Annotated in this window: 20 protein-coding genes, 2 tRNA genes and 1 pseudogene; 4 read left to right on the forward strand and 19 right to left on the reverse strand. The window is 69.1% G+C overall.

Going from position 1 to position 24,392, the window contains the following annotated elements:
• Nucleotides 1-32: 32 nt before the first annotated feature.
• Both argS and gltX read right to left on the reverse strand, forming a co-directional pair.
• Nucleotides 33-1,751, reverse strand: a complete 1,719-nt coding sequence (gene argS / locus D2L64_RS18440) for an arginine--tRNA ligase (RefSeq protein ID WP_119578214.1) — start codon at nt 1,749-1,751, stop codon at nt 33-35.
• Nucleotides 1,752-1,875: 124 nt separating this feature from the next.
• Complete coding sequence (gene gltX / locus D2L64_RS18445; protein ID WP_119578216.1) at nt 1,876-3,279, reverse strand: glutamate--tRNA ligase; 1,404 nt, start codon at nt 3,277-3,279, stop codon at nt 1,876-1,878.
• Here gltX and D2L64_RS18450 point away from each other — a divergent pair.
• Nucleotides 3,246-3,653 carry a histidine phosphatase family protein gene (locus D2L64_RS18450; RefSeq protein WP_158603514.1) on the forward strand — a complete coding sequence of 136 codons (408 nt, stop codon included), beginning with the start codon at nt 3,246-3,248 and terminating at the stop codon, nt 3,651-3,653. The two genes, gltX and D2L64_RS18450, sit on opposite strands and share 34 nt — an antisense overlap.
• Before the next feature lie 81 nt (nt 3,654-3,734).
• On the opposite strand, the gene D2L64_RS18455 is transcribed toward D2L64_RS18450, so the two are convergent.
• On the reverse strand, nt 3,735-4,175 hold the full coding sequence (locus tag D2L64_RS18455) for an NUDIX hydrolase (protein WP_119578218.1): 441 nt from the start codon (nt 4,173-4,175) through the stop codon (nt 3,735-3,737).
• 261 nt (nt 4,176-4,436) lie between these two features.
• Nucleotides 4,437-4,512: transfer RNA gene (locus D2L64_RS18460), tRNA-Lys, on the reverse strand.
• A gap of 185 nt (nt 4,513-4,697) precedes the next feature.
• Here D2L64_RS18460 and D2L64_RS18465 point away from each other — a divergent pair.
• Together D2L64_RS18465 and D2L64_RS18470 are read left to right on the forward strand one after the other, a co-directional pair.
• Nucleotides 4,698-5,951: a L,D-transpeptidase gene (locus D2L64_RS18465; protein ID WP_119578220.1), complete on the forward strand. Its 1,254-nt coding sequence runs from the start codon at nt 4,698-4,700 to the stop codon at nt 5,949-5,951.
• A 125-nt stretch (nt 5,952-6,076) separates the two neighbouring features.
• Nucleotides 6,077-7,333: a L,D-transpeptidase gene (locus D2L64_RS18470; protein ID WP_119578222.1), complete on the forward strand. Its 1,257-nt coding sequence runs from the start codon at nt 6,077-6,079 to the stop codon at nt 7,331-7,333.
• Nucleotides 7,334-7,432: 99 nt separating this feature from the next.
• Here the strand turns inward: D2L64_RS18470 and D2L64_RS18475 are convergent, their stop codons facing one another.
• The 12 genes from D2L64_RS18475 to orn form a co-directional block, all read right to left on the reverse strand.
• Complete coding sequence (locus tag D2L64_RS18475) at nt 7,433-8,179, reverse strand: GntR family transcriptional regulator (RefSeq protein ID WP_119578224.1); 747 nt, start codon at nt 8,177-8,179, stop codon at nt 7,433-7,435.
• Between the two features lie 87 nt (nt 8,180-8,266).
• Nucleotides 8,267-9,469, reverse strand: coding sequence for a dipeptidase (locus D2L64_RS18480; RefSeq protein WP_199714602.1), 1,203 nt, complete (start codon nt 9,467-9,469; stop codon nt 8,267-8,269).
• 32 nt (nt 9,470-9,501) lie between these two features.
• Entirely contained in the window at nt 9,502-10,491 is a 990-nt protein-coding gene (locus D2L64_RS18485; protein WP_119578226.1) for an ABC transporter ATP-binding protein, read from the reverse strand.
• A complete protein-coding gene (locus D2L64_RS18490) occupies nt 10,475-11,458 on the reverse strand; it encodes an ABC transporter ATP-binding protein (RefSeq protein WP_119578229.1) in 984 nt (327 codons plus the stop codon). The genes D2L64_RS18485 and D2L64_RS18490 overlap by 17 nt, the downstream gene beginning before the upstream one ends.
• Nucleotides 11,455-12,291, reverse strand: coding sequence for an alpha/beta fold hydrolase (locus D2L64_RS18495; RefSeq protein WP_119578231.1), 837 nt, complete (start codon nt 12,289-12,291; stop codon nt 11,455-11,457). Before D2L64_RS18495 ends, D2L64_RS18490 begins: the two co-directional genes overlap by 4 nt.
• Nucleotides 12,288-13,469, reverse strand: a complete 1,182-nt coding sequence (locus D2L64_RS18500) for a M24 family metallopeptidase (RefSeq protein WP_119578233.1) — start codon at nt 13,467-13,469, stop codon at nt 12,288-12,290. Before D2L64_RS18500 ends, D2L64_RS18495 begins: the two co-directional genes overlap by 4 nt.
• Nucleotides 13,470-13,472: 3 nt before the next feature.
• Nucleotides 13,473-14,354, reverse strand: a complete 882-nt coding sequence (locus tag D2L64_RS18505; protein WP_233559025.1) for an ABC transporter permease — start codon at nt 14,352-14,354, stop codon at nt 13,473-13,475.
• A 49-nt stretch (nt 14,355-14,403) separates the two neighbouring features.
• Complete coding sequence (locus tag D2L64_RS18510) at nt 14,404-15,357, reverse strand: ABC transporter permease (protein WP_119578235.1); 954 nt, start codon at nt 15,355-15,357, stop codon at nt 14,404-14,406.
• A 30-nt stretch (nt 15,358-15,387) separates the two neighbouring features.
• Nucleotides 15,388-17,007 carry an ABC transporter substrate-binding protein gene (locus D2L64_RS18515; RefSeq protein WP_233559026.1) on the reverse strand — a complete coding sequence of 540 codons (1,620 nt, stop codon included), beginning with the start codon at nt 17,005-17,007 and terminating at the stop codon, nt 15,388-15,390.
• Between the two features lie 2 nt (nt 17,008-17,009).
• Nucleotides 17,010-18,212, reverse strand: coding sequence for a dipeptidase (locus tag D2L64_RS18520; RefSeq protein ID WP_119578237.1), 1,203 nt, complete (start codon nt 18,210-18,212; stop codon nt 17,010-17,012).
• Between the two features lie 421 nt (nt 18,213-18,633).
• Nucleotides 18,634-18,706 (reverse strand) — tRNA-His (locus D2L64_RS18525).
• Nucleotides 18,707-18,809: 103 nt separating this feature from the next.
• Nucleotides 18,810-19,400, reverse strand: a complete 591-nt coding sequence (orn, locus tag D2L64_RS18530; RefSeq protein ID WP_119578239.1) for an oligoribonuclease — start codon at nt 19,398-19,400, stop codon at nt 18,810-18,812.
• A gap of 72 nt (nt 19,401-19,472) precedes the next feature.
• Between orn and D2L64_RS18535 the strand changes: the two genes are divergently transcribed.
• Nucleotides 19,473-20,771 (forward strand): glycosyltransferase family 87 protein, encoded by a 1,299-nt coding sequence (locus D2L64_RS18535; protein WP_119578241.1) that lies wholly within the window; start codon nt 19,473-19,475, stop codon nt 20,769-20,771.
• Nucleotides 20,772-20,877: 106 nt separating this feature from the next.
• Here the strand turns inward: D2L64_RS18535 and D2L64_RS28540 are convergent.
• The 3 genes and pseudogenes from D2L64_RS28540 to D2L64_RS18550 form a co-directional block, all read right to left on the reverse strand.
• A pseudogene (locus tag D2L64_RS28540) lies at nt 20,878-21,258 on the reverse strand (hypothetical protein); the annotation flags it as partial.
• Between the two features lie 626 nt (nt 21,259-21,884).
• Nucleotides 21,885-22,673: a YcnI family copper-binding membrane protein gene (locus D2L64_RS18545; RefSeq protein ID WP_119578245.1), complete on the reverse strand. Its 789-nt coding sequence runs from the start codon at nt 22,671-22,673 to the stop codon at nt 21,885-21,887.
• Between the two features lie 13 nt (nt 22,674-22,686).
• Nucleotides 22,687-24,345: a copper resistance CopC/CopD family protein gene (locus D2L64_RS18550; RefSeq protein ID WP_119578392.1), complete on the reverse strand. Its 1,659-nt coding sequence runs from the start codon at nt 24,343-24,345 to the stop codon at nt 22,687-22,689.
• Between the last annotated feature and the right edge of the window lie 47 nt (nt 24,346-24,392).

Below are 24,392 nucleotides of genomic sequence, written 5' to 3' on the forward strand. Positions count from 1 at the left end.
GGGCCGGGCTCGGGTGTGGTCCGGGGTGATGGCTACATGCGGTCCGGGGTGGTGATGCCCAGCAGGTACAGGCCTCGGTGCAGGACCCGGGCGGTGAGGTCGCACAGGGCCAGCCGGCTGTCGCGTACCTCGCCGGTGGCACGCAGAACCGGGCAGTGCTCGTAGAACCCGCTGAAGGTGGCGGCGAGAGTGTGCAGGTAGCCGGCGAGCCGGTGGAACTCCAGGGTCTGCTCGACGACGGTGACGACGGTGCCGAAGTTGACCAGTTCGAGGGCGAGGGCGTGCTCGGCCGGGTGCCCGATCGAGATCGGTCCTGCGGTGAACTGCTCGATGCCGGAGCGGCGGAAGATGGACCGGATCCGGGCGTGGGCGTACTGAAGGTACGGGGCGGTGTTGCCGTCGAGGGAGAGCATCCGCTGCCAGTCGAAGACGTAGTCCTTGATCCGGTCGGTGGAGAGGTCGGCGTACTTGACGGCACCGATGCCGACCGCGCGGGCGACGTCGGCGACGGCCGCTTCGGGCAGGTCGGGGTTCTTCTGCCGGGCCAGGTCGGCGGCCCTGGTCACGGCCTCGTCGAGCAGTCCGACGAGCTTGATCGAGCCGCCGGCCCGGCTGCGCAGCATCCTGCCGTCCGGGCCGAGTATCGAGCCGAAGCCGATGTGTTCGGCCACTGCGGGCGGGCTCAGCCAGCCGGCCTGCCGGGCGACCGCGTACACCATCTCGAAGTGCTGACGTTGTGGCAGCCCCACCACGTAGAGCAGCCGGGTCGCGCCGAGGTCCCGGGTCCGGTGCCGGATCGCCGCGAGGTCGGTGGCAGCGTAGCCGTATCCGCCGTCGCGCTTGCGCACGATGATCGGCAGCGGCTGCCCGTCACGGCCGGTGAAGCCTTCCGGGAAGACGCAGGCGGCGTCACCGCTGTCCCGCAGCAACCCGAGCCGGTCCAGTTCCCCGGTCACCGGGGCGAGCATGTCGTTGTAGTAGCTCTCGCCGTAGAAGTCCCTCTCGGTGAGCAGGACGTCGAGCTGGTCGTAGACGGTCAGGAAGTACTTCTCCGACTCGGCGACCAGCAGCCGCCACAACCGCAGGGTCAGCTCGTCGCCGCCCTGTAGGGCGACCACCCGCCGCCGGGCCCGTTCCTTGAACGTGTCGTCGGCGTCGAACTTCGCCCTGGCCGCCTTGTAGAACGAGTCCAGGTCACCGACGGACAACTCGTGGGCCGCCTCCGCCTCGCCCAGGTCGAGCAGGTGCTCGATGAGCATCCCGAAGGGAGTGCCCCAGTCGCCCAGGTGATTGGCCTTGATCACCCGGTGCCCGAGCCACTCCAGCAGCCGGACGGCAGCGTCACCGATCACGGTCGACCGAAGGTGCCCGACGTGCATCTCCTTGGCGACGTTCGGCGCCGAGTAGTCGACGACCACCGTCTCGGGAGCGGCGCTCACCGCGACGCCGAGCCGGGTGTCGGCGGCCATCCTCGACAGGAGTATGCCGAGAGCCGGGTCGGCGACGGTCAGGTTGATGAAACCCGGACCGGACACCTCCACAGCCGAACAGAGGTCCGCGAGCTCCACCCGGCCGAGGACCTCGGTCGCGATGTCCCGGGGCGGGCGGCCGAGCCGACGTGCCAGGGACAGGGCGGCGTCGGACTGGTAGTCGGCGTGCTGCGACCGCCGTACGACCGGGTCGACGGGCTCGCCGGCCACGGCTGAGAACGCCTGCGCCAGCCGGTCGGCCAGCAACTTTTCAAGATCCATGAAGTGCGCCAATCTCGCTCCGATCCGCCTCGGGCAAGGAGGCGGATCTTCCGGGAAGTGCTCGGGGAGCGGATCGATCGACGACCAGGTTGACCGGCGGATCGATCCGCCGGTCGCGAAGGGGTCAGCTCAGGCGGTCGAGGGCGGCTCGCAGGCGAGCCAGGGTTCGCTCACGTCCGAGAATCTCGATCGACTCGAACAGCGGCAGCCCGACGGTACGGCCGGTCACCGCGACCCGTACCGGAGCCTGGGCCTTGCCGAGCTTGAGCCCGCGCTCTGCGCCGATCGTCTCCAGCGTCGACTTGAGCACCTCGGTCTGCCACTCGCACGTCTCGTACGCCTCGACCACCGCGGCCAGCAGCACCGAGGCCTCGGCTTTCATGGCCTTCGCCCAGGCTGCCTCATCGGTGACCGGCTCGTCGAGGAACAGGAAGTCGACCATCGGCACGATCTCGGAGAGCACCGCGATCCGGGTCTGCGCCAGTTCGGCGACCGCAGCGAACACGTCAGCGTCGTACGCCTCCGGCCGCCAGGGCGCGGCCTCCGCACTCAACCAGGGCTGACACGCCTCGACGAACGCCTCCACCGACAGCGCCCGGATGTAGTCACCGTTGAAGGCCCGCAGCTTCTTCACGTCGAAGAACGCCGGAGAGGGGTTGACGTCCTCCAGGCGGAACTCCGCCACGATGTCGTCCCAGGGCAGGATCTCGCGGTCACCGGACGGTGCCCACCCGAGCAGCATCAGGTAGTTCCGCATCGCCCCGGCGAGGTACCCCTCGGCGCGGAAGTCCTCCAGGGCCACCCGGTCCCGACGCTTGGACAGCTTCTGCCGCTTCTCGTTGACCAGGATCGGCGCGTGCACCCACACCGGGGGCTCAGCGCCCAGCGCCTCCCACAGCAGTTGCTGCTTCGGTGCGTTCGGCAGGTGCTCCTCCGCCCGGATCACGTGGGTGATGCCCATGACCATGTCGTCGACCACGTTCGCCAGCAGGAACACCGGCGACCCGTCGCCACGGGCGATCACGAAGTCCTCGATCAACTTGTTGTCGAAGGTCGGCTTTCCGCGTACCAGGTCGACGATCACCGTCGAGCCGTCGTCCGGCGTACGGAAGCGCAGCGCACGACCTTCCCCGGCGCTCTGGGCACGGTCCCGACAGAAGCCGTCGTAGCCCTTGTGCTCGCTGCCCGTACGCGCGATGACCTGGTCCCGGGTGCAGTCGCAGAAGTAGGCGCGACCGGCGGCGAGAAGCCGGTCGATGGCCTCGCGGTGCTGCGGGGCATAGTCGGACTGGAACAGCGGACCCTCGTACTCGCTCGGGCCGATGCCGAGCCACTCCATCGCATCGAGGATGCCCTGCACCCACTCCGGGCGGTTCCGCGCCGCGTCCGTGTCCTCGATCCGCAGCACCATCGTTCCGCCCGACTGTCGGGCCAGCACCCAGTTGAACAGGACAGACCGGGCATTGCCCACGTGGAACATGCCTGTCGGGGAGGGTGCGAAGCGGACGCGGAGATCGAAGCTGGTCACGGATAGCAGGCTACCGAACAACCGATGGTCAGCCTCACCGATATCCGGGCCGGAGCTTCCGAGGCGAGACGGGGTGCCCCCGATCTGCGCAGACCTGCTGTGAACGAGGTGCTCGAAGAGACAGTCGCGCCTACGCGGAATGGCGCGCACCCGACTACGTATTCGGCCTGAGCCTCGACGACTACCCGAGCGAGTACCGAGCGTGGCGCAGCGAACGCCTTCGTTATCCGGATTCAGCTCTCCATGGTGGGGAGAGCCTGACCACGCTACGGCAACGCGCGATGGAAGCCGTATCGCGCGCCCACGAGGCCGCCCAGCAGGGCGTACCCCTCATCGTGTCGCACCGCGTCTTCATCGGCGCCGTAGCCGCCTGAACGGTGCCCGCAGCCCGCAAGACACGTTCCAGGCAGCCCGCGACTTCAGACTCGGGCCGGCGATGGTCTGGCCAGCCTGCCCTATACGGAGAGCAGGGCCTCCTCGTTGGAGATGATGAAATCTTTCAGCGCATCCGGCTTGAGATTCACCGCAGGTAGCTTGTCGATCGTCACCCGGTCGAGCTGGTAGCCACCACGCGACGGATCAACGAACTCCTCCCCCGTCCGGGCGTCCTCGTTCAGCTGACGTAGCCGACAGGCGAAGAAGTGCTGGACGGAAACGCCCTCACCAGCGGGGGTGGTGAACAGGAACACCTGGGCGAACCGGTCCGCCCCAGCACCGAGTTCTTCGTGCAACTCGCGGCGAAGCGCCGCCTCCAGGGAGACATCCGTCGACTCCAGGCCACCACCCGGCGTCGTCCAGTACGGTGCCTGGCCAGGCTTGATCCGCTTGATCAGCACGAGGCGGTCGTCCTCATCGAGAAGAACGGCCCGCACCGACCTACGTACGATCTGACGCACGACTTGCCCCTATCCGCGCCCGGAATCACTACCAGTAGGTACCTGTCGCATCCCTGGAGGCACAACGAGCTACCTGATCCAAGCCGCACCCACCGACGCGGCGCGCCAGGCAGTCGATCCATCTCTCCACCGACACGCCACCCGTCCACCGAAAGCCCGAACGGTCCAACGGCTCCCGAGCACCCACCGAGCAACCGACCACCGACGCGGAAACGAGAAAGGCTCCGACCCGGGAGTATCCCCAGGTCAGAGCCTTGCTGCTGGTGCGCCGCCAGGGACTCGAACCCCGAACCCGCGGATTAAGAGTCCGCTGCTCTGCCAGTTGAGCTAGCGGCGCTCGTTGGCAACGGGGAGAACACTAGCACGGCCCGTGAACCGCGTTCCAATCCGATCCCCCGGTCGTACCTTCGGCCGAGCTTGCCGGACATTTGGCGAGAAGGGTGCACAAGGCTTGGGACGGGTTGTTGCGGGTGTGCTCGCGTACGGCACGATGTCCGCCAGGTGCGCGAGACAGGGGTGGGGATGGTCAGGTTCACGCGGGCCGGGGCGTTGCTGGGCGTTCTGGGCCTGGTGGCGTCGTTGGCGCTGTCGGGGTGCGGTGACGAGCCGGGAGGCGCCACGTTCGTGGAGGGCGGGCAGCCGGGGGTGACGGGTTCGGCGACGCCGGTGCCGCCGGACGGGCCGAGTGGGCCGCCGCTGGTGGTCACTCCGGCGAACGGTACGAAGGACCGGCCGGTCAGCGCGGAGATCGGGGCGAAGCTGCCGGACGGCGCCACGGTGTCGCAGGTCACGCTGACCACGGCCGACGGCAAGAAGGTCAAGGGGAAGCTGCGCAAGGACGGTTCGTCCTGGGTGCCGTCGGCGCCGTTGAAGTGGTCGACCAGCTACACCGCCACGGTCACCGCGACCCGGCCGGACGGCACCCTGGGCGAGGGCAGCAGCACGTTCACCACGATGGCCAAGCCCGGCTCGATGATCACTTCCGGGTTGTACCTGTTCGACGACCGGACGTACGGGGTGGCGATGCCGGTGGTGGCGGAGTTCCACCCGGGCATCCCGAAGAAGGACCGGGCGAAGGTGCAGCAGCGGATGTTCGTGCAGACCGATCCGCCGCAGCCGGGCGCCTGGCACTGGGTGGCCGAGGGCACCCAGGCGTACTACCGGGCGCCGGAGTACTGGCAGCCGGGCACCAAGATCTCGGTACGTATCGCGTTGGCCGGCATTCCGCTGAGCAACGGCCGGTACGGCAACGTCGACCGTACCGCCACTGCCAAGATCGGATCGGCCTTCGAGATGAAGGTGACGAACTCCGACAAGCAGATGCGGGTGTACGAGGGCGGGAAGCTGATCAAGACGCTGCCGGTGAGCCTGGGCAAGAAGAAGACCCCCTCCTCCAGCGGCACGCTCGTGGTGATGGAGAAGAAGGAGGCGACCGTCTTCGACACGATGGACGACCCGGATCCGGAGAACCGCTATGTCACCGACATCCAGTTCGCCCAGCGACTCACCTGGGGTGGCGAGTACATCCACGCGGCGCCCTGGTCGGAGCACGTGCAGGGGCGGGAGAACGTCTCGCACGGCTGCGTGAACGTCTCGATGGCGAACGCCAAGTGGCTCTTCCAGCGTACGAAGATCGGCGACCCGATCACCATCACCGGCACCGAACGCAAACTGAGGGCCGGTAACGGGTGGACGCCGTGGGATCTGAGCTGGGCGGACTTCGTCAAGGGCAGCGCGCTGCCGGTTCCGGACGGTGGTGCCGGTCCGGCCCTGTGACCGGGCCAGATATGTCACTATCCGGACATCCCCGCGCCACGTGTTTCGGTTCACCTTCCGCAACGGGTACGTGAGCCGGTGCGTCAGAGTGTGGACGGGTAGCGAACCACGACTGTGAGGACACCATGCGAGTTCGGGACCAGCGCAACCGGCGGCGGGGGGTGCTCGCCGCGGGAATGCTCGCCGCGGCGTTGGTGCTGACCTCCGCCTGCACCGGCGGTAAGGGCGGCGACAACGCGCCGGGTTGGCAGGGTGGGGCGGACCAGCCGGCCGCCAAGGCGTCGGTGAGCATCAGCGAGCCGGCCGCCGACGCGAAGAACGTGCCGGCCGCCACGGCGATCACCTTCGCCGCCGAACAGTCCGAGGAGACCACGGTCGAGTTGACCGACGCCAAGGGTGAGCCGGTCGAGGGCGAACTCACGGCGGACGGCAGCTGGTTGCCGTCGAAGGCGTTGACGTACGGCGAGTCGTACACCGCCACCGTCACCGCCACCGGCGACGACGGCCGCCCGGTGAGTGCGACCAGCTCGTTCACGGTGATGAAGCAGCCGAGCAAGCAGGTACGGATCACCAGTTACCTCGGCGACGACCAGACCGTCGGGGTGGCCATGCCGCTGATCGTCAAGTTCGGCCGGGCCATCCCCGAGCAGCACCGGGCCGAGCTGGAGCGGCGGATGACGGTGACGTCGACGCCCGTCCAGGAGGGCGTCTGGCACTGGGTGAGCGCCACCGAGGTCCGCTACCGGCCGAAGGAGTTCTGGCAGGCCGGCAGCAAGGTGTCGTACCGGGTGCAGGCGGGCGGGTTGCCGCTGGGCGACGGCTGGTACGGCCGGGCCGACCTGACCGTGGACATCAAGATCGGCCCCAAGTTGGTGATGACCGTCGACAACAGCACCAAGCGGATGGTGGTCACCCGCGACGGCGAGACGATCAAGACGATTCCGGTGAGCCTGGGCAAGAAGAGCACCCCGTCGTCGAGCGGCACGATGGTGGTGATGGAGAAGCTGCGCAAGACGGTCTTCGACACGTACGACGAGCTGGGCCCGGAGGACGGCTACCGCACGAAGATCGACTACGCCCAGCGGTTGACCTACGGCGGCGAGTTCATCCACGCCGCTCCCTGGTCGGAGGGGCAGCAGGGCACCACCAACGTCTCGCACGGCTGCGTGAACGTCTCGATGGCCAACGGCGCCTGGCTGTTCGAGAACACCCGGGTCGGCGACCCGATCGTGGTCAAGGGCACCGAACGCAAGCTGCAACTCGGCAACGGCTGGACCGACTGGAACGTCAGCTGGGACGAGTACGTCAAGGGCAGCGCTCTGCCGTACGAGCAACCAGCGACGGACGACGCGGCCGACCCCGACGCCACCGCCGTCCCCTGATGCCGCCGCGGGCCGCCACCGCGTCCGTGCCGATGGAGCCGGTCAGTCACTGCTTCTCGGCACCGGGCCCGGTGGCGGGTGCCCACGCGCCCCTGGTGTTCACCGGGCCGGGGACGGATCCCCTCCCCGACTGATCCGCAGGGTAAGCACATCGGTGCGGACCGTGATGTGGCCGTGGAAGAGAGCCGCGTCATCCGTCCCGTAGCCGATCTGGGTGCCGGTGATCAGAGGGTGCCCGGCCGCCACGCCGAGCCGGGCGGTCGACTCCTCGTCGGCGAGGACCGCGGTGAGTTCGATCTCGGCCCTGCGTACCGGCATGCCGGTCGCGCTGGCGAGAAACTCGAACATGTCCAGGTCGATGCTGACCAACCCGGACGGGTCGAGGTCGCGGCCGTCGAAACGCAGCGGCAGGTGGTCACGGATCCAGGCCGCCGCGACGCCGTCCACGGCGAAGAGCCGGTCGACCCGCCAGACCGTCGAGTCCGGTTCCAGCCCGAGCAGCTTCGCGCAGTCGGCCGGGCACTTCGCCCGGCTGACCGCGGCGTCCTGAAGCGTCGGGCGGTGGCCCGAGGCGGTGATCCGGTCGCGCAGCGCCGTGACGTCGCCGATCGACACCGGCACCCGTTCGGCGCTGTCGTGCACGAAGGTACCGATCCCCCAGGTACGGGTCACCACGCCCTCGGCGACGAGTTGGCCGAGCACCTCGCGTACGGTGGCCCGGCTGACCTCCAACCGGTCGGCCAGGTCCCGCTCGTTGGGCAACTTGTCGCCCGAGCGGAACTCACTGCCGATCAGCCCGCGTAGCCGGCCGTGCGCGGTTTGTAGCGCGGTCTCGCGCCGAGCCATCCGCCCTCACCTCTTCGTTCCCCGCCGCGGTAGACGGTGTAGGGAGTGTAGTTCCTCGCTGCCGTTCTGGCCGATGGCAGAAGGCCACTACCAGACCTGTTCGAGTACCCGTAGGGTGTTGCCGCCGACGACCTTGGCGATCTCGTCGTCGGAGTAGTCGTGCTTGACCAGCCAGCCGACGATGTTTCCGAACGCCTCGCCCGGGTTCTCCAGCCCGGACACGTACTCCACCCGCGGGTGCTCCGGCCGGTTGCCGGCATCGTGGGCGTAGTTGCCGGCGTAGGTGTTGTGCACCCCTACGTGGTCGCCGAACATGGTGTCCGGGCCGAACGTGACGTGGTCGATGCCGACCAGCTCCACGCAGTAGGTGAAGTGGTCCATCACCGACTCGATCGAATGGTGCTTGTGCGCCTCGGAGAGGGTGGTGTGCGGAGCAGCCTCGATGCCGATCACGCCACCCCGCTCGGCGCAGGCCCGGATCACCTCGTCCGGCTTCATCCGGGAGGTGTTCCAGACCGAACGGGCACCGGCGTGGGTGATGAACACCGGCACCCGACTGGCCTCGATCACATCCAGCGAGGTCTGATCGCCGGAGTGCGAGACGTCGATGGCGATACCGAGCTTGTTCATCCGGTCCACCGCACGCCGCCCGAAGTGGGTCAACCCACCGTCGTGCCGCTCGGACAGGCCACCGCCGAGCATGTTGGCCTGGCTGTACGCGATGCCGAGTTGGCGCACGCCGAAGCCGTAGAGGATGTCGATGCGGTCCAGCTCGTTCTCGATCGGGCTGCTGCACTCCAGGCCGGCGACCAGGGCCAGCCGGCCGTCCCGCTTCGCGGTGTGGATGTCGGCCAGCGACGTGGCCAGGAAGACGTGGTCCTGCTTGTAGAGGTCACTCATCCGCATTCCGAGGGCGTAGATGAGATCGTTCCACTTCCAGCCGTTCTCACTGGTCACGCAGGAGGCGCCGGCCATGAAGTTGTCGAAGATCGCGGTCAGGCCGGAACGGGCCAGGCCCTCGTAGCCGGTGCGCTGACGCGCGGTGCGGTTGTAGGCGCGCAGTTCACGCACGTCCTCGGGCAGGACCACGGGGTGTTCGTGCAGCGAGATCGCGATGTGCTCGGTGATCAGCCGGGTCACCCGTCGACGCTGAGCGTCGGTCAGTCCGAGGTCGTGCTCCGGTACCCGACCAGTCTCCTTGGCCAGCGTGAACACCCGGTAGTCCGAGTGCGGCTCCAGGTACGAGTAGGACCTGTGGCCCTGGTACCGCGGGGCGGGTTCTAACAGCAAGACACCTTCTCCTTCGGGACGGTCGCCGGCCCTCACGCGGCCAGCGGGTAGTGGCAGGCAACCGGGTGCTGACCGGCGGCCAGCGGCGGTTCGGCGGTGGCACAGGTATCGGTGGCCTGCCAACAGCGGGTCCGGAACCGGCAACCAGACGGCGGGTCCACCGGGCTGGGTGGGTCACCGGCCAGCAGAATCCGCTGTCGCTGCCGCCGGCCGGCCGGATCGGGCACTGGCACGGCGGAGAGCAGAGCCCTGGTGTACGGGTGCCGGGGCGACTCGTAGAGGTCGATCTCCGGACCGGTCTCCACCAGTTTGCCGAGGTACATCACGGCGACCCGGTCGGAGATGTGGCGGACCACCGACAGGTCGTGGGCGATGAAGACGTACGCCACGCCCAACTCCTCCTGCAGCCGTTCCAGCAGGTTCACCACCTGGGCCTGGACCGACACGTCCAGGGCGGAGACCGGCTCGTCGCAGACGATCACGTCGGGGTTGAGCGCCAGCGCCCGGGCGATGCCGATGCGTTGGCGCTGGCCGCCGGAGAACTGGTGCGGGTAGCGGTTCAGGTGCAGGCTGGGATCGAGACCGACCAGGTCGAGGAGTTCCTTGATCCGCTCGATCCGCCGCCGGCGGTCCAGCACGTCGGGGTGGATCTCGAAGGGCTGGAGCAGGATCTCCCGGATGGTCCGGCGGGGGTTCAGCGAGGTGTAGGGATCCTGGAGCACGATCTGGATCCGCCGGCGCAGCGCCCGCAGTTCCCGCCCCCTGGCCCGGTGCACCACGGCGCTGCCGAAGCGCACGGCGCCCGAGGTGGGCTGTTCCAGGCCGACCAGCATTCGGGCCAGCGTGCTCTTGCCGCAGCCGGACTCCCCCACCACGCCGAGCGTCTCGCCCCGACGCAGGTCGAAGGAGACCCCGTCGACGGCCTTGACCACGCCGCCGGAGAGGAACGGGATCCGCCCCTTGACCGGAAAGTGTCTGGTCAGGTTCTCGACCCGTAGCACCACGTCATCGCTGGGTGGCACCGAGCACCTCCTCGTGGTGGTGGCAGGCGCTGGCCCGGTTGGCCGGCAGTACCCGAAGCGGTGGCCGGCTCGCCAGGCACTCGTCGGTGGCCCGGGGGCAGCGCAGGTGGAAGGGGCAGCCGGTGGGCAGCCGGGCCGGATTCGGTGGGGCTCCCGGGATCGCGTAGAGCTGCTCGTCGCGCCGGTCCACCCGGGGCATCGAGGCGAGCAGCCCTTCGGTGTAGGGGTGGGCCGGTCCGGCGAAGATCTGTTCGACGGTGCCGCGTTCGACGATCCGGCCGGCGTACATCACCGCCACGTCGTCGGCGACCTCGGCCACCACCCCCAGGTCGTGGGTGATCAGCAGCAGGCCCATTCCGCTGTCCCGCTGGATCTCCGCCAGCAGCTCCATCACCTGCGCCTGCACGGTCACGTCTAGGGCGGTGGTGGGTTCGTCGGCGATCAGCAGGTCCGGTTCCAGGGAGATGGCCAGCGCGATCATGATGCGCTGGCGCATGCCGCCGGAGAACTGGTGCGGGTATTCCCGGATCCGGTCCTTGGCCGCCGGGATGCGTACCCGGTCGACCAACTCGATCGCCCGGCGTCGGGCGTCGGACCGGGACATGCCCCGGCGGACCCGCAGCACCTCCGCGATCTGGTGGCCAACGGTGAAGACCGGGTTGAGCGCGGCCATCGCGTCTTGGAAGACCATGCCGATCTCCTCGCCGCTGATCCGGTCGCGCTGTTTGCGCCCGAGGGTGAGCAGCTCCCGACCGTGCAGCCGGACCGAACCGGTGACCGTGGCGGGCGGTACGTCGAGGATGCCCATCACCGCCTGGGCGGTGACGCTCTTGCCGGAGCCGGACTCGCCGAGGATCGCCAGGGTCTGTCGGGGGTCGACACCGAGCGACACTCCGTTGACCGCGTTGACCGGTCCGCTCGGGCCGGGGAACGCGACCTTCAGGTCGGCGATCTCCAACAGGGTCATCGCAGTACTCCGACTCGGCTGAGGAACTCGCGTACCACCTGCTGGAACAGCTCGGGTTCCTCCAGTTGCGGCGAGTGGCCGGAGTTCTCGAAGACCACCAGTTCGCCGTGGGGTACCAGGTCCGCGATGGCCTGCGAGGCCGCCACCGGAGTACGCCAGTCGTGACGGCCCACGGTGACCAGGGTCGGACAGGTGATCGACGGCAGCTTCGGCTTGAGGTCGTAGCGGGGCATGTTCTGGCCGAAGGCCGCGTTGTGGGTCCGGTAGTGGAAGCGGGTGGTGGCCAGTCGTGCCTCGTCCTTGGCCGGGTCGTGATGGTGGTCGTAGAGCGGCAGGATGGCCCGCCAGTACTCACGCAGCTGCTCGTTGCTCTCGAACCGGCCGGTGCCGATCCGGTCGATGACCCACTCGGGGATGACCGAACGGTCGGTGTTGCGGGCCCGCTCGACCGCCAGGTGGTCGTGGGCGGTGTCCGCGGCGGTGTCGCGCAGCACCAGCGCGCTGACCCGGTCCGGGTGGGCGATGGCGTACTCCAGGGCAATGAATCCGCCGTACGAGCCACCGGCCATGACGATCTTCTCGTAGCCGAAGTGCTCCCGGATGGCGTCCACGTCGGCCACCCACTGTTCGTGGGTGAACGGCTCGTCGTCGCTGGACTCCCCGGAGCCACGGGCGTCGAAGACGATGACCCGCATCCGGTCGGAGAAGGGGCCGAAGGAACGCTTCGGCTCGCTGCGTGAGCCCAGCCCGGGCGCGCCGTGGTGCACGATCATCGCCGGCCCGGCCTCGGGGCCGAACGCCTCGACGACGAGTTCCGCTCCGTTGATCTTCACCGGACCCCCTCGATGACGTTGGATACCAGGTCGCGCGGGTACCGGGTGAGCCGACGCGGCCCGCTCTCCTGCACCAGGACGGTGTCGGAGATGCGGTAGCCGGCATGGCCAGGAACGTAGACGCCGGGTTCGCTCGAGAGCAGCATCCCGGGGGCGAGCACGGTGTCGTCGCCGTCCTCGACCCACGGCGCCTCGTGGTTCTGCAACCCGATGCCGTGCCCCTGCCGGTGCCGGATGTAGTCGCCCAGTCCCTGCTCCCGCAGCACATCCAGACAGATCTTGTTGACCTCGGCGCAGCTCCGCCCGGCGGTCATCGCCTGGGTACCGACCTCCTGCGCCTGCCGGTCGGCTTCGTAGTAGCGCACCTGCTCGGCAGTGGGCTCACCGATGACGAAGGTGCGCTCGCTCTCCACGAAGCGGCTGGCCACCGCCGCGCCGAGGGAGAGGATCAGGGTGTCGCCGGGCTGTACCCGCCGACGGGTCGGCAGGCCGTGCGGCAGCGCCGAGTTCGGACCGGCGTAGACCAGCCCCCCGGCCAGCTTGGTGGTGTAGACGACCAGGTCGTACTCGGCGTACATCCGGTCGGTGCCGTAGCCGATGACGTGCCGGGCGATCTCGTCCTCCCTGGGCAGTGGACCGCCAGAGGTCAGCGCCTCCTCGATCAACGCCCGACCGGCGGCGAGCATCTCGTCGCAGATGCGGGCGGCTGCCTCGTGGAACGGAATCTCCTCGGGGAACTTGCGCAGCCGCAGCTTCGCCACCGCGTCGGTGGTGACCAACTCGGTACCGCCGATGGCCCGGGACAGGGCCCGGTAGGTGGCCAGGGAGACCCCGGCGCTCACACCGATGCGACGCCCCGCGCCACCGGGGCGGGACAGCGCGGCGGCCAGGGTCTCCTCGGCGCTGACCACACCCGGGTACTCGAAGTAGCTGACCGTCGGCAGCGTCACGCCCTGCTGCGCGGCGTACTCCTCGTCGAGCCGGGGAATGACCAGCAGCGGCTCGCCGTCACGCGGCATCCACAGGTAGACCGGTCGCTCGGTGGCGATGTAGAAGAAGCCGCTGAGGAAGGCGACATCCGGCGGCGAGGTGGCCAGGAAACCGTCCAGGCCGCGCTCGTCGAGCGCCTCGCCCAGCCGGGTACGGACACTGCTGTAGAAGCTCTCGGGCAGTCGCACTGGTCAGCCTCCATTGCGGCGGGGGTCACGGTTGTCGTTGAACCGCATACCGGCGAGGGTCGCGGCGAGCACCAGCAGCAGGATCGCCAGGGACGGGAAGAGGGTCTGCCACCAGGCGATCGCGATCGTGCCGCTGCGCTGGGCATTGAGCAGGATCCGTCCCCAGGACCAGGCGTCCGGGTCACCGAGGCCGAGGAAGCTCAGGCCCGCCTCGGAGATCACCGCGCGGGAGGCGGTGAGCAGCACGCTGACGATCATCAGCGAGACGACGGCGGGCAGGATCTCGCGGGTGACGATCCGCCAGCCGGTGGCGCCGAGCACGCGAGCCCCGTCGATGTAGGGCATCGCGCTGATCACCAGCCCCTGCGAGCGGATCAGTCGGGCGACCTCGGGCCAGGCGAAGAAGCCGATGATCAGGGTCAGGGTCCAGACGCTCGGACTCACCACCGCGGCCAGCATGATCATCAGAGGCAGGGTGGGCAGCGCCAGCATCACGTCGGTGACCACGGTGGCGACCGCGTCGACCGGGCGGAAGTACGCCGCCGTCAGGCCGATCGTGGTGCCCAGCACGATCGCGATCAGCGAAGCCGCCAGGCCGATCACCAAACTCGTCCGGGCACCCCAGACCACCTGGGCGAAGACGTCCTGCCCAAGGTCATCGGTGCCGAACCAGTGCGCTCCGGACGGCGATTGCAGCACCTCCGGGCCGGCGCCGGTGGGCTCGTCGGCGATCAGCGGTGCGAAGACCGCCATCAGCACCATCACGAGCAGCACCAGCACCGACAGCGCCACGATGGGCTGCCGCAGGTAGCCGGACCAGGAGGACCGCTTCGGCGCAGCCGGCACCGGCGGCAGCGCCTGCTCGGTCAGCACGGGGGCGCTCACGCCACCCTCCCTTCGTTGATGGGGCACCGCCGCGCGGCGCTCCTCGCGCTCACAGCCGGATCCTGGGATTGAGGACCGCGTAGAGCATGTCGGTCAACGCGTTGGCGAAGACCACGGTGACCGCGAGCATGATGAAGGCGCCCTGGATCACCGGGTAGTCCTGCTGGCCGACCGCCTCGTAGATCAGCCGGCCGACCCCGGGATAGGCGAAGACCGTCTCGGTCAGCACCGCACCGCCGACCAGGGTGCCCAGTTGCAGACCCATCAGGGTCAGCGCCGGCAGGATCGCGTTGCGTAGACCGTGCTTCCAGACCCGCCGCCGGGCCGACAGGCCGCGGGCCTGGGCGGCCCGGATGTAGTCCTCACCGAGCACCTCGATCATGTTTGTCCGCAGGGTCAGCGCGTACGGGCCGAGCTGCACCAGGACCAGTGACAACACCGGCAGTACCAGGTGGTGGGCCAGACTCAGATAGGCCGCCGTCCCCCGGGTGTCCGGGTCGATCGCCCCGCCGATCGGGAACCAGCCGAGCTGGGCCCCGAAGAACACCAGCAACAGGATGGCGACGCTGGGCACGAAGAGCGCGTTGGCGCTGATGCCGAAGCCCTGCAACGCGCGGTCGAGCCACTTGCCACGGTTCACCGCGGCGGTCACGCCGATCGGGATACCGACGGCGACGGTGAGCACGAACGCACAGCCGGCCAGCAGCAACGTCCAGGGCAGACGGTCGAGGATGATGTCGGTGACCGGCTGGATCTGCCGGAACGAGATCCCCAGGTTGCCCTGGATCAACTCGCGCAGGTACGACACGTACTGCTCCCACAGCGGACGGTCCAAGCCGTACGTCTTGAGCAGTGCCGCCTGCATCTCCGGCGTCATGTCACCCTCGACCATGAGGGTCGTGGGGTCCCCCGGCAGCAGCCGGAGCAGGAAGAACGTCGAGGTGATCGCGATCCACACGGTCAGGACGGCCTTCAGTGCTCGGCTGAGCACGAAACGCACCACGGGGGACCCCTCCTTTCCCTCTGGTTGGGGCTACTTGACCGGCGTGACGTGGGCCAGCGAGTACGCGGTGACCATGCCGAGCAGATCCGACGGCGACGGGATGAAGCCGGTGAACTTGCTGGCGTTGTAGGCGAACTGGAAGTTCTCCACGTACAGCGGGGTCAGGTACGCCTGCTCGTGCACGACCCGGTCGATGTTCTTGATCTTGGCCTTGAACGCCTCGGGATCGGTGGTGCTGGCCGCGTCGTTGATCAGCGCGTCCATCTCCGGGGACTCGAGCAGGTTGTAGTTGATGCCGCCCGGGTTGCTGGACAGGTAGGTGCTACGCAGCTGGTCCATCGGGTTGTCGAACACGCCCCACTGCGAGGCGTCGATGTCGTACTCGCCGTTGCGGGTGCGGGTGAGGAAGGTGTTCCGCTCCACGCACTCGTTCTCCAGCTTGATGCCGGCCTGGGCCGCGCTCTCCCGGAAGAGCTGCACCACCCGGGTGATGTTCGCGTTGGACTGGTCACACGTCACGCCGAAGGACAGCTCGTCGAAGAAGCCGTCGTTGTTGGCGTCCCGGTAACCCGCCGCGCTGAGCTTGGCCTTCGCTCCCTCGGGATCGAACGGGTACGGCTCGATCCCGGTGTTGTCGTACTCAGAGAAGATCGGCGAGATCGGACCGGCCATCTGCTGGCCGTCCCCCTGGAGCACGGCCGAGATGATCGCCTTGGTGTCGACCGACATCGACAGCGCCTGCCGGACCGCCTGGTCGGCCAGGTGCTCGTTCTTCATGTTGTAGGTCAGGTGCGCGAAGCCGAGCGCGCCGACCTTCGCCAGCTTGATCTTGTCGTCGTTCTCGAAGGTCTTCGCCGCCGAGACCGGTACCGGGGTACCCATCAGGTCGATGTCGCCGTTGCGCAGCGCCAGCATCATCGTGTTCACGTCCGGGTAGACCCGGTACTCGACCTGGCTGACCGCGGCCTTGCCCTCCGGCGCGAGCGGGTAGTGCTCGTTGCGCTTCATCACGTAGCGCTGGCCCTTGGTCATGCTCTCCAGCACGAACGGCCCGGCGCCGACCCAGTTCGAGTCGTTCGGGAACTTAGACAGGTCGCCGGCCGGCTCGAAGACGTGCTTGGGCACGATCGGCATCCAGAAGCCGACGCCTTCGGCGAACGGCGCGTACGGCTGGGAGAGCTTGAACGTGACCGTGGTCGGGTCCGGCGCCTCGACCGACTCCACCCAGGTCAGCTTCGCGGCGACGTTGCCGAGCTTGTACTCCATGATCTTCTCGGCGCTGAACTTGACGTCGTCGGCGACCACTGGCTTGCCGTCGGTCCACCTGAAGTCGTCGCGCAGGACGAAGACGGCGGTCTTGCCGTCGTCCTCGTAGCGGTACTCCTTGGCCAGCTCCGGAGCCTTCTGCGCGTTCTCGTCGATCCGCAGCAGGTGCGGGTACATCGCGTTGAGAATCCACGAGTCGGTCTTACTGAGCGACTGGAGCGGGTTGAAGTTGCTGACGTCGGTGGTGGTGCCGATCCGCAGCACCGCGTCCGACGACGTGCCACCGGAGGACGAGTTGTCCTCGTTCAGACCGCAGCCGGAGACACCGAGCGCGGCCACCACGCCGAGCGCCACAGCCAGCCGCCATCGACCCTTCACTGCCATTTTCACCAAACCTCCCGAAGAACCCGGATGATGTTGCCGCCGATGACCTTGGCGATCTCGTCGTCGGAGTAACCGTGCGTGACCAACCACCCGACGATGTTGCTGAAGCACTCCGCCGGGTTCTCCATGCCGCTCACGTACGGAACGCGAGGGTGGTCCACCACCCCGTGCGCCTTCCCGATCGCCAGGTGCTGGGTAAAGCTGTCGTGCAGCCCGACGTGGTCACCGAAGTTGGTGTCCGGGCCGAACGCCACATGGTCGATGCCGACCAGCTCCACGCAGTAGGTGAAGTGGTCCATCACCGACTCGATCGAATGGTGCTTGTGCGCCTCGGAGAGGGTGGTGTGCGGAGCAGCCTCGATGCCGATCACGCCACCCCGCTCGGCGCAGGCCCGGATCACCTCGTCCGGCTTCATCCGAGGGGTGTTCCAGACCGAACGGGCACCGGCGTGGGTGATGAACACCGCCACCCGACTGGCCTCGATCACATCCAGCGAGGTCTGATCGCCGGAGTGCGAGACATCGATGGCGATACCGAGCTTGTTCATCCGGTCCACCGCACGCCGCCCGAAGTGGGTCAACCCACCGTCGCGGTCCTCGGAGAGACCGGATCCGAGCATGTTGGCCTGGCTGTACGCGATGCCCATCTGGCGCACGCCGAAGCCGTAGAGGATGTCGATCCGGTCCAGCTCGTTCTCGATCATCGTGGCCGCCTCCAGGCCTGCCACCAGGGCGATCTGGCCGTTGCGCTTGGCCTCGAAGATCTGTTCCAGCGTGGTCGCCACCACCACGTGGTCCTGCTTGGCGATGTCGGCGAAGCGCAGGCCGATGTCGTAGACGACGTCGTCCCACTTCCAGGCGTGTTCACTGGTCACGCAACCGGTGCCGTTCATGAAGTTGTCGAAGACCGCGGTCATGCCGGAGCGGGCCAGGCCCTCGAAGCCGAACGAGTTGCGTCCGGTGCGGTTGTAGTCGCGCAGCTGCGTCACATCGGCCGGCAGGATCTTGGGGTGCTCGTGCAGCGAGATGGCCATGTGTTCGCGGAGCAGCCGGGTGACCCGGTCGCGCTGGTCGTTGCTGAGGCCCAGGTCGTGTTCGGGAACTCGACCGAGCTGGGGTGCCAGCTCGAAGACCTTGTAGTCGACGTGCGGCGTCAAGTAGTCGAAGGACTGGTATCCGGCGTAACGGGGGGCGGGGTCCTGCACTCGTCAACTCACCTCGTCCAGATCAGAGGCATGAGGAAAGAGGTCCGACCTCATGCCTCCTGGCAAGGTACCGAGAGGAGCTCGACTTTAGGAACACCCGTGACCCGACCGTTATCCGAGCACGGCCACATTCCCGCAGGTCAGGATGGGTCGCTCGGGAACCGCGCCGGTCGACGGAAGGGGGCACCCCGAACAACCGAGGCCCGATGCCCCGAACGGAGGAAGCCGCTCCGCAGCACCGAGGAGATACTCGGTGGTCAGACCACTAGCGGCCCGCGCCAAGGCCCTCGGCCGAGTCGAGACAGAGTCCGGGCAGCGGCGGTGCGGCAGGAGAACAGGCACCGGGCCGCGACTGGCGGAGAAACGAAGTCAGGCCCCCTGGACAGGGGGCCTGACTTGGTGGAATCGACTCCACCTGAGGGGTGACTGATGGGAATTGAACCCACGACAACCGGGACCACAACCCGGTGCTCTGCCAACTGAGCTACAGCCACCATGCCGCCGCGCCGGTCGAGTGCACCGGCGGGGTGCTGAGAAATAATACCCCCACCCCGGCCGGTCTCGTCCACCGGGTTGGCGGCGACCTACCGGGGACGTTCAGAGGCCCGCCGCGATGGCCTTGGCGCTCTCCACGTCGGGGCCGGGCAGCGGGACGAAGATGGTACGGCGGTAGTACTCCAGCTCCCGGATGCTCTCCCGGATGTCGGCCAGGGCGCGGTGCGCCAGGCCCTTCTGCGGCTGGCCGAAGTAAACCCGGGGGTACCAGCGGCGGCAGAGTTCCTTGATCGAGGAGACGTCGATCATGCGGTAGTGCAGGTGGGCGTCGAGGCGGGGCATGTCCCGGGCGATGAAGCCGCGGTCGGTGGCGATCGAGTTGCCGCAGAGCGGGGCGGTGCGGGGATCCTTGACGTGCCGGCTGACGTAGTCGAGCACCAGATCCTCGGCCTCGGCCAGGGTGACCGTGGAGCGTCGTACCTCTTCGGTGAGCCCGGACTTGCCGTGCATCGTGCGGACGATCTCCGGCATGGCGTCCAGCGCCGCGTCATCCGCGTGGATCACCACGTCCACACCGTCACCGAGCACGTTGAGGTCGGGATCGGTGACCAGCGCGGCGACCTCGATCAGCTTGTCGCTGCCGAGGTCGAGCCCGGTCATCTCACAGTCGATCCAGACGAGAAGATCAGCCACTGGAACAGCCTACGCGCAGCCCATGCCCCGTGGCTGCGCGCCGTCGGCGCAACTGACCGCTAGGGTTTTCCCGTGCCCGCCGAACCCGCCACACCGCACGCCCTCGACGTCGAGGACGACCCTGGTAGCCGCCGGGCACGCCGGGTGCTCGGTGCGCTCGTACTGGCGTCGGTGCTGCCGGCGCTCTACCGACCCGGGATGGTGCACAACTTCTTCGACCTGAAGATCTACATGTCGGCCATGGACTGGTGGATCGCCGGTAACCCGCTCTACGACTACGTGCAGCCCGATCGGGTGCAGGGCGAGCTGTACTTCACCTACCCCCCGTTCTCCGCGTTGCTGCTGTTGCCGTTCGCGGAGTTGCGCCTCGGCGCCACCGTAGCGATCTTCACCGGGCTGACCCTGCTGGGCGTGGTGGTCAGCACGAAGTGGCTGCTCGACCCGGTGATCCGCCGGCACCGGCTGCCCTACGTGTTCACGCTGGTGGTGGGGGCGCTGCTGGTCCTCGGGGTGGAGAGCACCCGGGAGACCATCACCTTCGGTCAGATCAACATGCTGCTGGTGGTGCTGATCCTGGCCGACCTGCTGTTCGCCGTACCGCGTAATAGCCGGTGGGCCGGCGTGGGCATCGGGTTGGCCGCGGCGCTCAAGCTGTTCCCGGGCATCTTCGTGATCTATCTGCTGGCGACCCGGCGGTGGCGGGCGGCGGTGGTGGCGAGCGCGACGGCCGCCGGGGCGACGTTACTGGCCGCGGCGGTGGCCCCCGGGGACTCGTGGCGGTTCTGGACCCACGAGCTGTGGGCGACCGACCGGGTGGGCCGCACCGACTACACCGGCAACCAGTCGTTGTTCGGCCTGTTGAGTCGGCTGAGCGCGCCGGAGGAGCCGAGTCGGCTGGTCTGGCTGCCGTTGGTCGCGGCCGTCGTCGGGTACGGGCTGTGGCGGGCGGTGCGGGCCGCACAGGCCGGTGACGCACTCACCGGGTTGACCCTGACCGGCCTGGTGGCCGCGCTGATCAGCCCGATCACCTGGACGCACCACATCTACTGGTTCATTCCGGCGGTGGTGATCCTGGTCGACGCGGTGCTGAGCACGGATCCGCGCACGGTGGAGGGGGTGCGCCGGCGCCGTCGGCTCGGTGCCGCCGCCGTGGGCACTTCCGCGATCATCGTGTACGGGGTGGTGACCTTCTACGACTGGGGAATCGCCCCGTCGCCCACCGACACGCCGTGGGAGTTCCTGCTCCGCAACGCGTACGTGCTGCTCTGCCTGGTGTTGCTGGTCGTGCTGCCGGTACGGACCCGGGTCGACGTCCGGGCGACGGAGTCGCGTGAACCGGACACTCTTCCCGAAGCTCAGCTTCCCCGGTAATCTTCTCAATCAGCCCATCTTCTCCGATGGCCACCGAATCCCCCGGTGAGCGGGCGGCCCTCCGTGTCGGCAGCACGGAGGGCCGCCCCATCCGGGCATCCCCGGTTCAGCCGGGTGGGGCGGGCGGGCGGAGCGGGTGCTGCGGCGCGGGAAGGTCGGCGAGGGTTTCCGGGCGGGGCACCGGAGCGATCGCCGCTCGGGCACCAGCGGGTACCACACTGCCCACCGCCACCAGCTGCCGCTCGGCGAACGGGTCCGGCGGCGGGGCGCCCAGGCCACTGAGCGAGCTGATCCCGAGCCGGCCGGCGAGCACCGGCACCTGGTCCGGTTCGACCACGAAGACCACCTCGCGGGGACGGGCCGGGCGGAGCAGGAGCAGCGCGGCGACGACCACCAGCAACACGCCGCCGGTGAGCGAACCCCAGGCGGCCGGTGCGATCCAGCCGGTCCGCAGTTCGGCGTGCAGGTCCAGGGACAGGTCGGCACCGCCGTCGGGGCGCATCAGCACCAGGCTCAACCGCTGGCCCGCCAACTCCTCGGACGTCCAGTCCAGGGTCCCGTTCCCGGCGCGTACCCAGAAGGTCTGTGCCCCGGGGCCGGCGGGGACGGTCGCGGCGCCGCCCTCGGCGGGGGTGACGTGCGCCAGCCGGACCGGCAGCGGGCCACGGGCCAGCGCCATCCGCTCGACCACGGCGTGCGGCGCGCCCGCCAGCCAGCGCCGCACCTCGTCGGCCGGAGCCAGCCCCACGAACGCCGGGCCGTCGGGGGTGCGGGCGTCCAGCCGCAGCCGGGCCTGCCCGGCACGGGCGAACGGCACCTCCTGCCGCACCAGCCCGTCGAGGTCGGTGACCACCACCGCGTGCCCGGTGGTCTGCACGGTCTCGAACCGCGCGGTGAACCCGCCGCCCGGGTCGGCATGGTTGTTCAGCAGGCCGAGCCCGGCGGCGCCGAGCAGTGCGGTGGTGCCGACGGCGAGCAGCAGCATCCCGGCCAGCGTCCACACGAAACGCATCCGCCCTGTCCCCCTCCGTAGCCAGATACCCGGCCGACCTTACCTAGGACGAACGGCTGATCTGCGGATATCCGGGCTGGGACGCGGAAGAGACCGGTGACTCAGCCGGCCGCCGTCGGCTCATCCCCCGGTGCCGGCCCGTCGCCCGGTGCCGGCCCGTCGGTCGCCCGGCGGGTCCGGGCGAACGCCAGCCCGCCGAGCACCAGCCCACCGAGCCCGGCCACCAGGCCGGCGACGCCGAGACCGACCGCCAGCCCGCTGCCGCCCTCGTCCCCGTCGCTGCTCGGCGCGGCGGCGGCGTCGGCGGTGGGCGTCTCGGCCGGCGCCGGCGCCTGCCCGGCAGCGGTGAGGGTGAGCACCGGCGCCGGGGCACTCGGCTCCTCGCCACCCGGCTCGGGCGGATCGATCCAGCGCACCACACCGCCGTCGGAGTAGGTCTGCAACGCCTTGAAGACCATCTGCTCCACCTCGGGCAGCGGCCCCATGGAGACCGGGAACTCCTGGAAGGTGCCCGGGGCGATGGCCGCCGTGTCGTTGCCGGCCGTCCAGGTGATCTTCGAGATCACCTCGGAGATCTCCGCGCCGTGCACCTGCACCGGCGGGTCGACCTGACGCTTCTCCACCGCCACCGTCCAGCCGGGCACCGGCATGGTGGACACCGAGCCGACCGGGGCGTCCTCCGGCAGGAAGATCTCCAGCTTGGTGGTCGAGGCCTCGTCACTCTCGTTCGGCACCCGGAAAGCGAAGCGGCCGTAGCCACCCTGTTCGGCCTCGCTCGGGTTGATCGAGACGTGCGCCGACGCGGGCGCCGCGAAACCGAACACGGCCGTGGCGACGGTGCCGAGCGTCAGGGCGACGACGGCGCCTACGGTACGCCGGTGACGGATCATCGGTGGAACCTCTCTATCGGATCGGCACGGTGGCGGTCACCGTGGCCTGGTCGATCTCGGTGGTACGGGCGGTCACCCGCAACTGCCACTCCCCCGCCGCAGGCAGGTTGATCTCTCCGGTGGCGTGGTTGTCGGTGAGCGGCAGCAGTGGCACGTCGATCGCCTCGATCCCGGCCGACGGGAGCGCGACGGTGGCCTTCCACTCCGCGACCGGCAGCGGCCGGTTGTCGAGGGTGTACGCGTAGAAGTGCACCGTGTTGTTGCCGCGCCGGGCGGGGGACAGCTCGATCTGCATCGAGTAGAGCGAACTCTGCGTGGTGGTGGTGAAGTAGTCGGTCTCGGTCGCCACGTCGGTGGCGGCGGTGCGGGCCGGCGGGGTCTGCACCAGCACCGCCGAGACGGCGAGTACGACCGCGGTGACCGCCAACTCCACCCAGATCGCCCGGCGTACCGGTGCCGGCCGGCTGGCCGCGACCCGCTTGCGTACCAGCTGCCGGGAGTACGCGGCCACGGCGATCACCAGCGCGAACAGGCCGACCTTGGCCAGCACCAGCCGACCGTACGTGGTGTTCACCAGGGCCGTCGGGGTGGCCACCTCGATCAGCGCCTGGACGATGCCGGCGAGCAGCAGCGCCGAGACCGCCAGGGCCGCCCAGCGGGACCAGATCGGCAGGATCGCGCCCAACTCCCGCTCGTCGGCCCGGGGCAGCAGGAACACGGCGAGCATCACCAGGCCACCCAGCCACACCGCCATGGCGCCCAGGTGCACCGCGTCGACGACCACCGACACGGCCGGTGCGGGCGAGGCCGCCGGGTGCCCGGCCAGCGGCCAGGTGAGCAGCGTCGCCCCGCCCAGCACCCCGAGGATCACCAGATCGGTACGCCCCACCGAGCCGGCCAGCAGCGGCCGGAGCAGGAACACAGCGGCGGCCAGCAGACCCAGCCGGACCAGGTGGGCGGCCCCGAAGGTGCTGCCCAGAACCAGGCTCAGCCCGGCGCCGGTGATGTCGAACGGCCCGCCGCCGTTGGTGTACGGCACCTGCAGCAGGGTCACCGCGATGGTGGCCACCGCGACCAGTCCGAGGCCGACCCAGGCCACCCGGGCCGGTCCGGTCCGGGACAGCCGGCGCGGCCAGAGCAGGGCGAGCACCAGCGCCGGGCCGATCAACAGCAGCAGTCCCGCGTAGCCGACGAACTTGCCGACCTTGATCGCGTTGCTGACCACCGGGTCGGCCCGACCGTCGTCGGTGTCCACCGGCGGCTCGGAGGGCGCGCCGACGGAGTAGGTGAACGCGCCGGAGACCGGGTGGCTGTCGGCGGAGATCACCCGGTAGGTGACCAGGTAGGTGCCGTTGCCCGCGGACGGGTCGACGGGGATGTTGACCACGGTGTCGGTGAAGGTGGGCTCGCCCCGGTCGGCCCGGGATCCGTCCGGTGCGATGACCCGGATCCGGTCGGGCACCTTCCGTACCTGCTCGGTGAAGGTGAGCACCACCTCGCTCGGCGCGGTCGGCACCACAGACGAGGCGGCCGGGCTGCTGCTGGACAGCACGGCGTGGGCGCTGGCCGGAGCCGCCGGGGCGAGCAGCAGGGCGACGACGGTCACCAGCAGACCGGCGGCGGCGGTCAGCCGGGCGAATCGGCGACGAGGGGCGACAGTCATGGTGGCCATGCTCGCCGATTCGGGGCCGAGGGTCATACGCGGGTAGTCGGCCGGCG

Source organism: Micromonospora radicis (genome assembly GCF_003583405.1).
Taxonomy (GTDB): domain Bacteria; phylum Actinomycetota; class Actinomycetes; order Mycobacteriales; family Micromonosporaceae; genus Micromonospora; species Micromonospora radicis.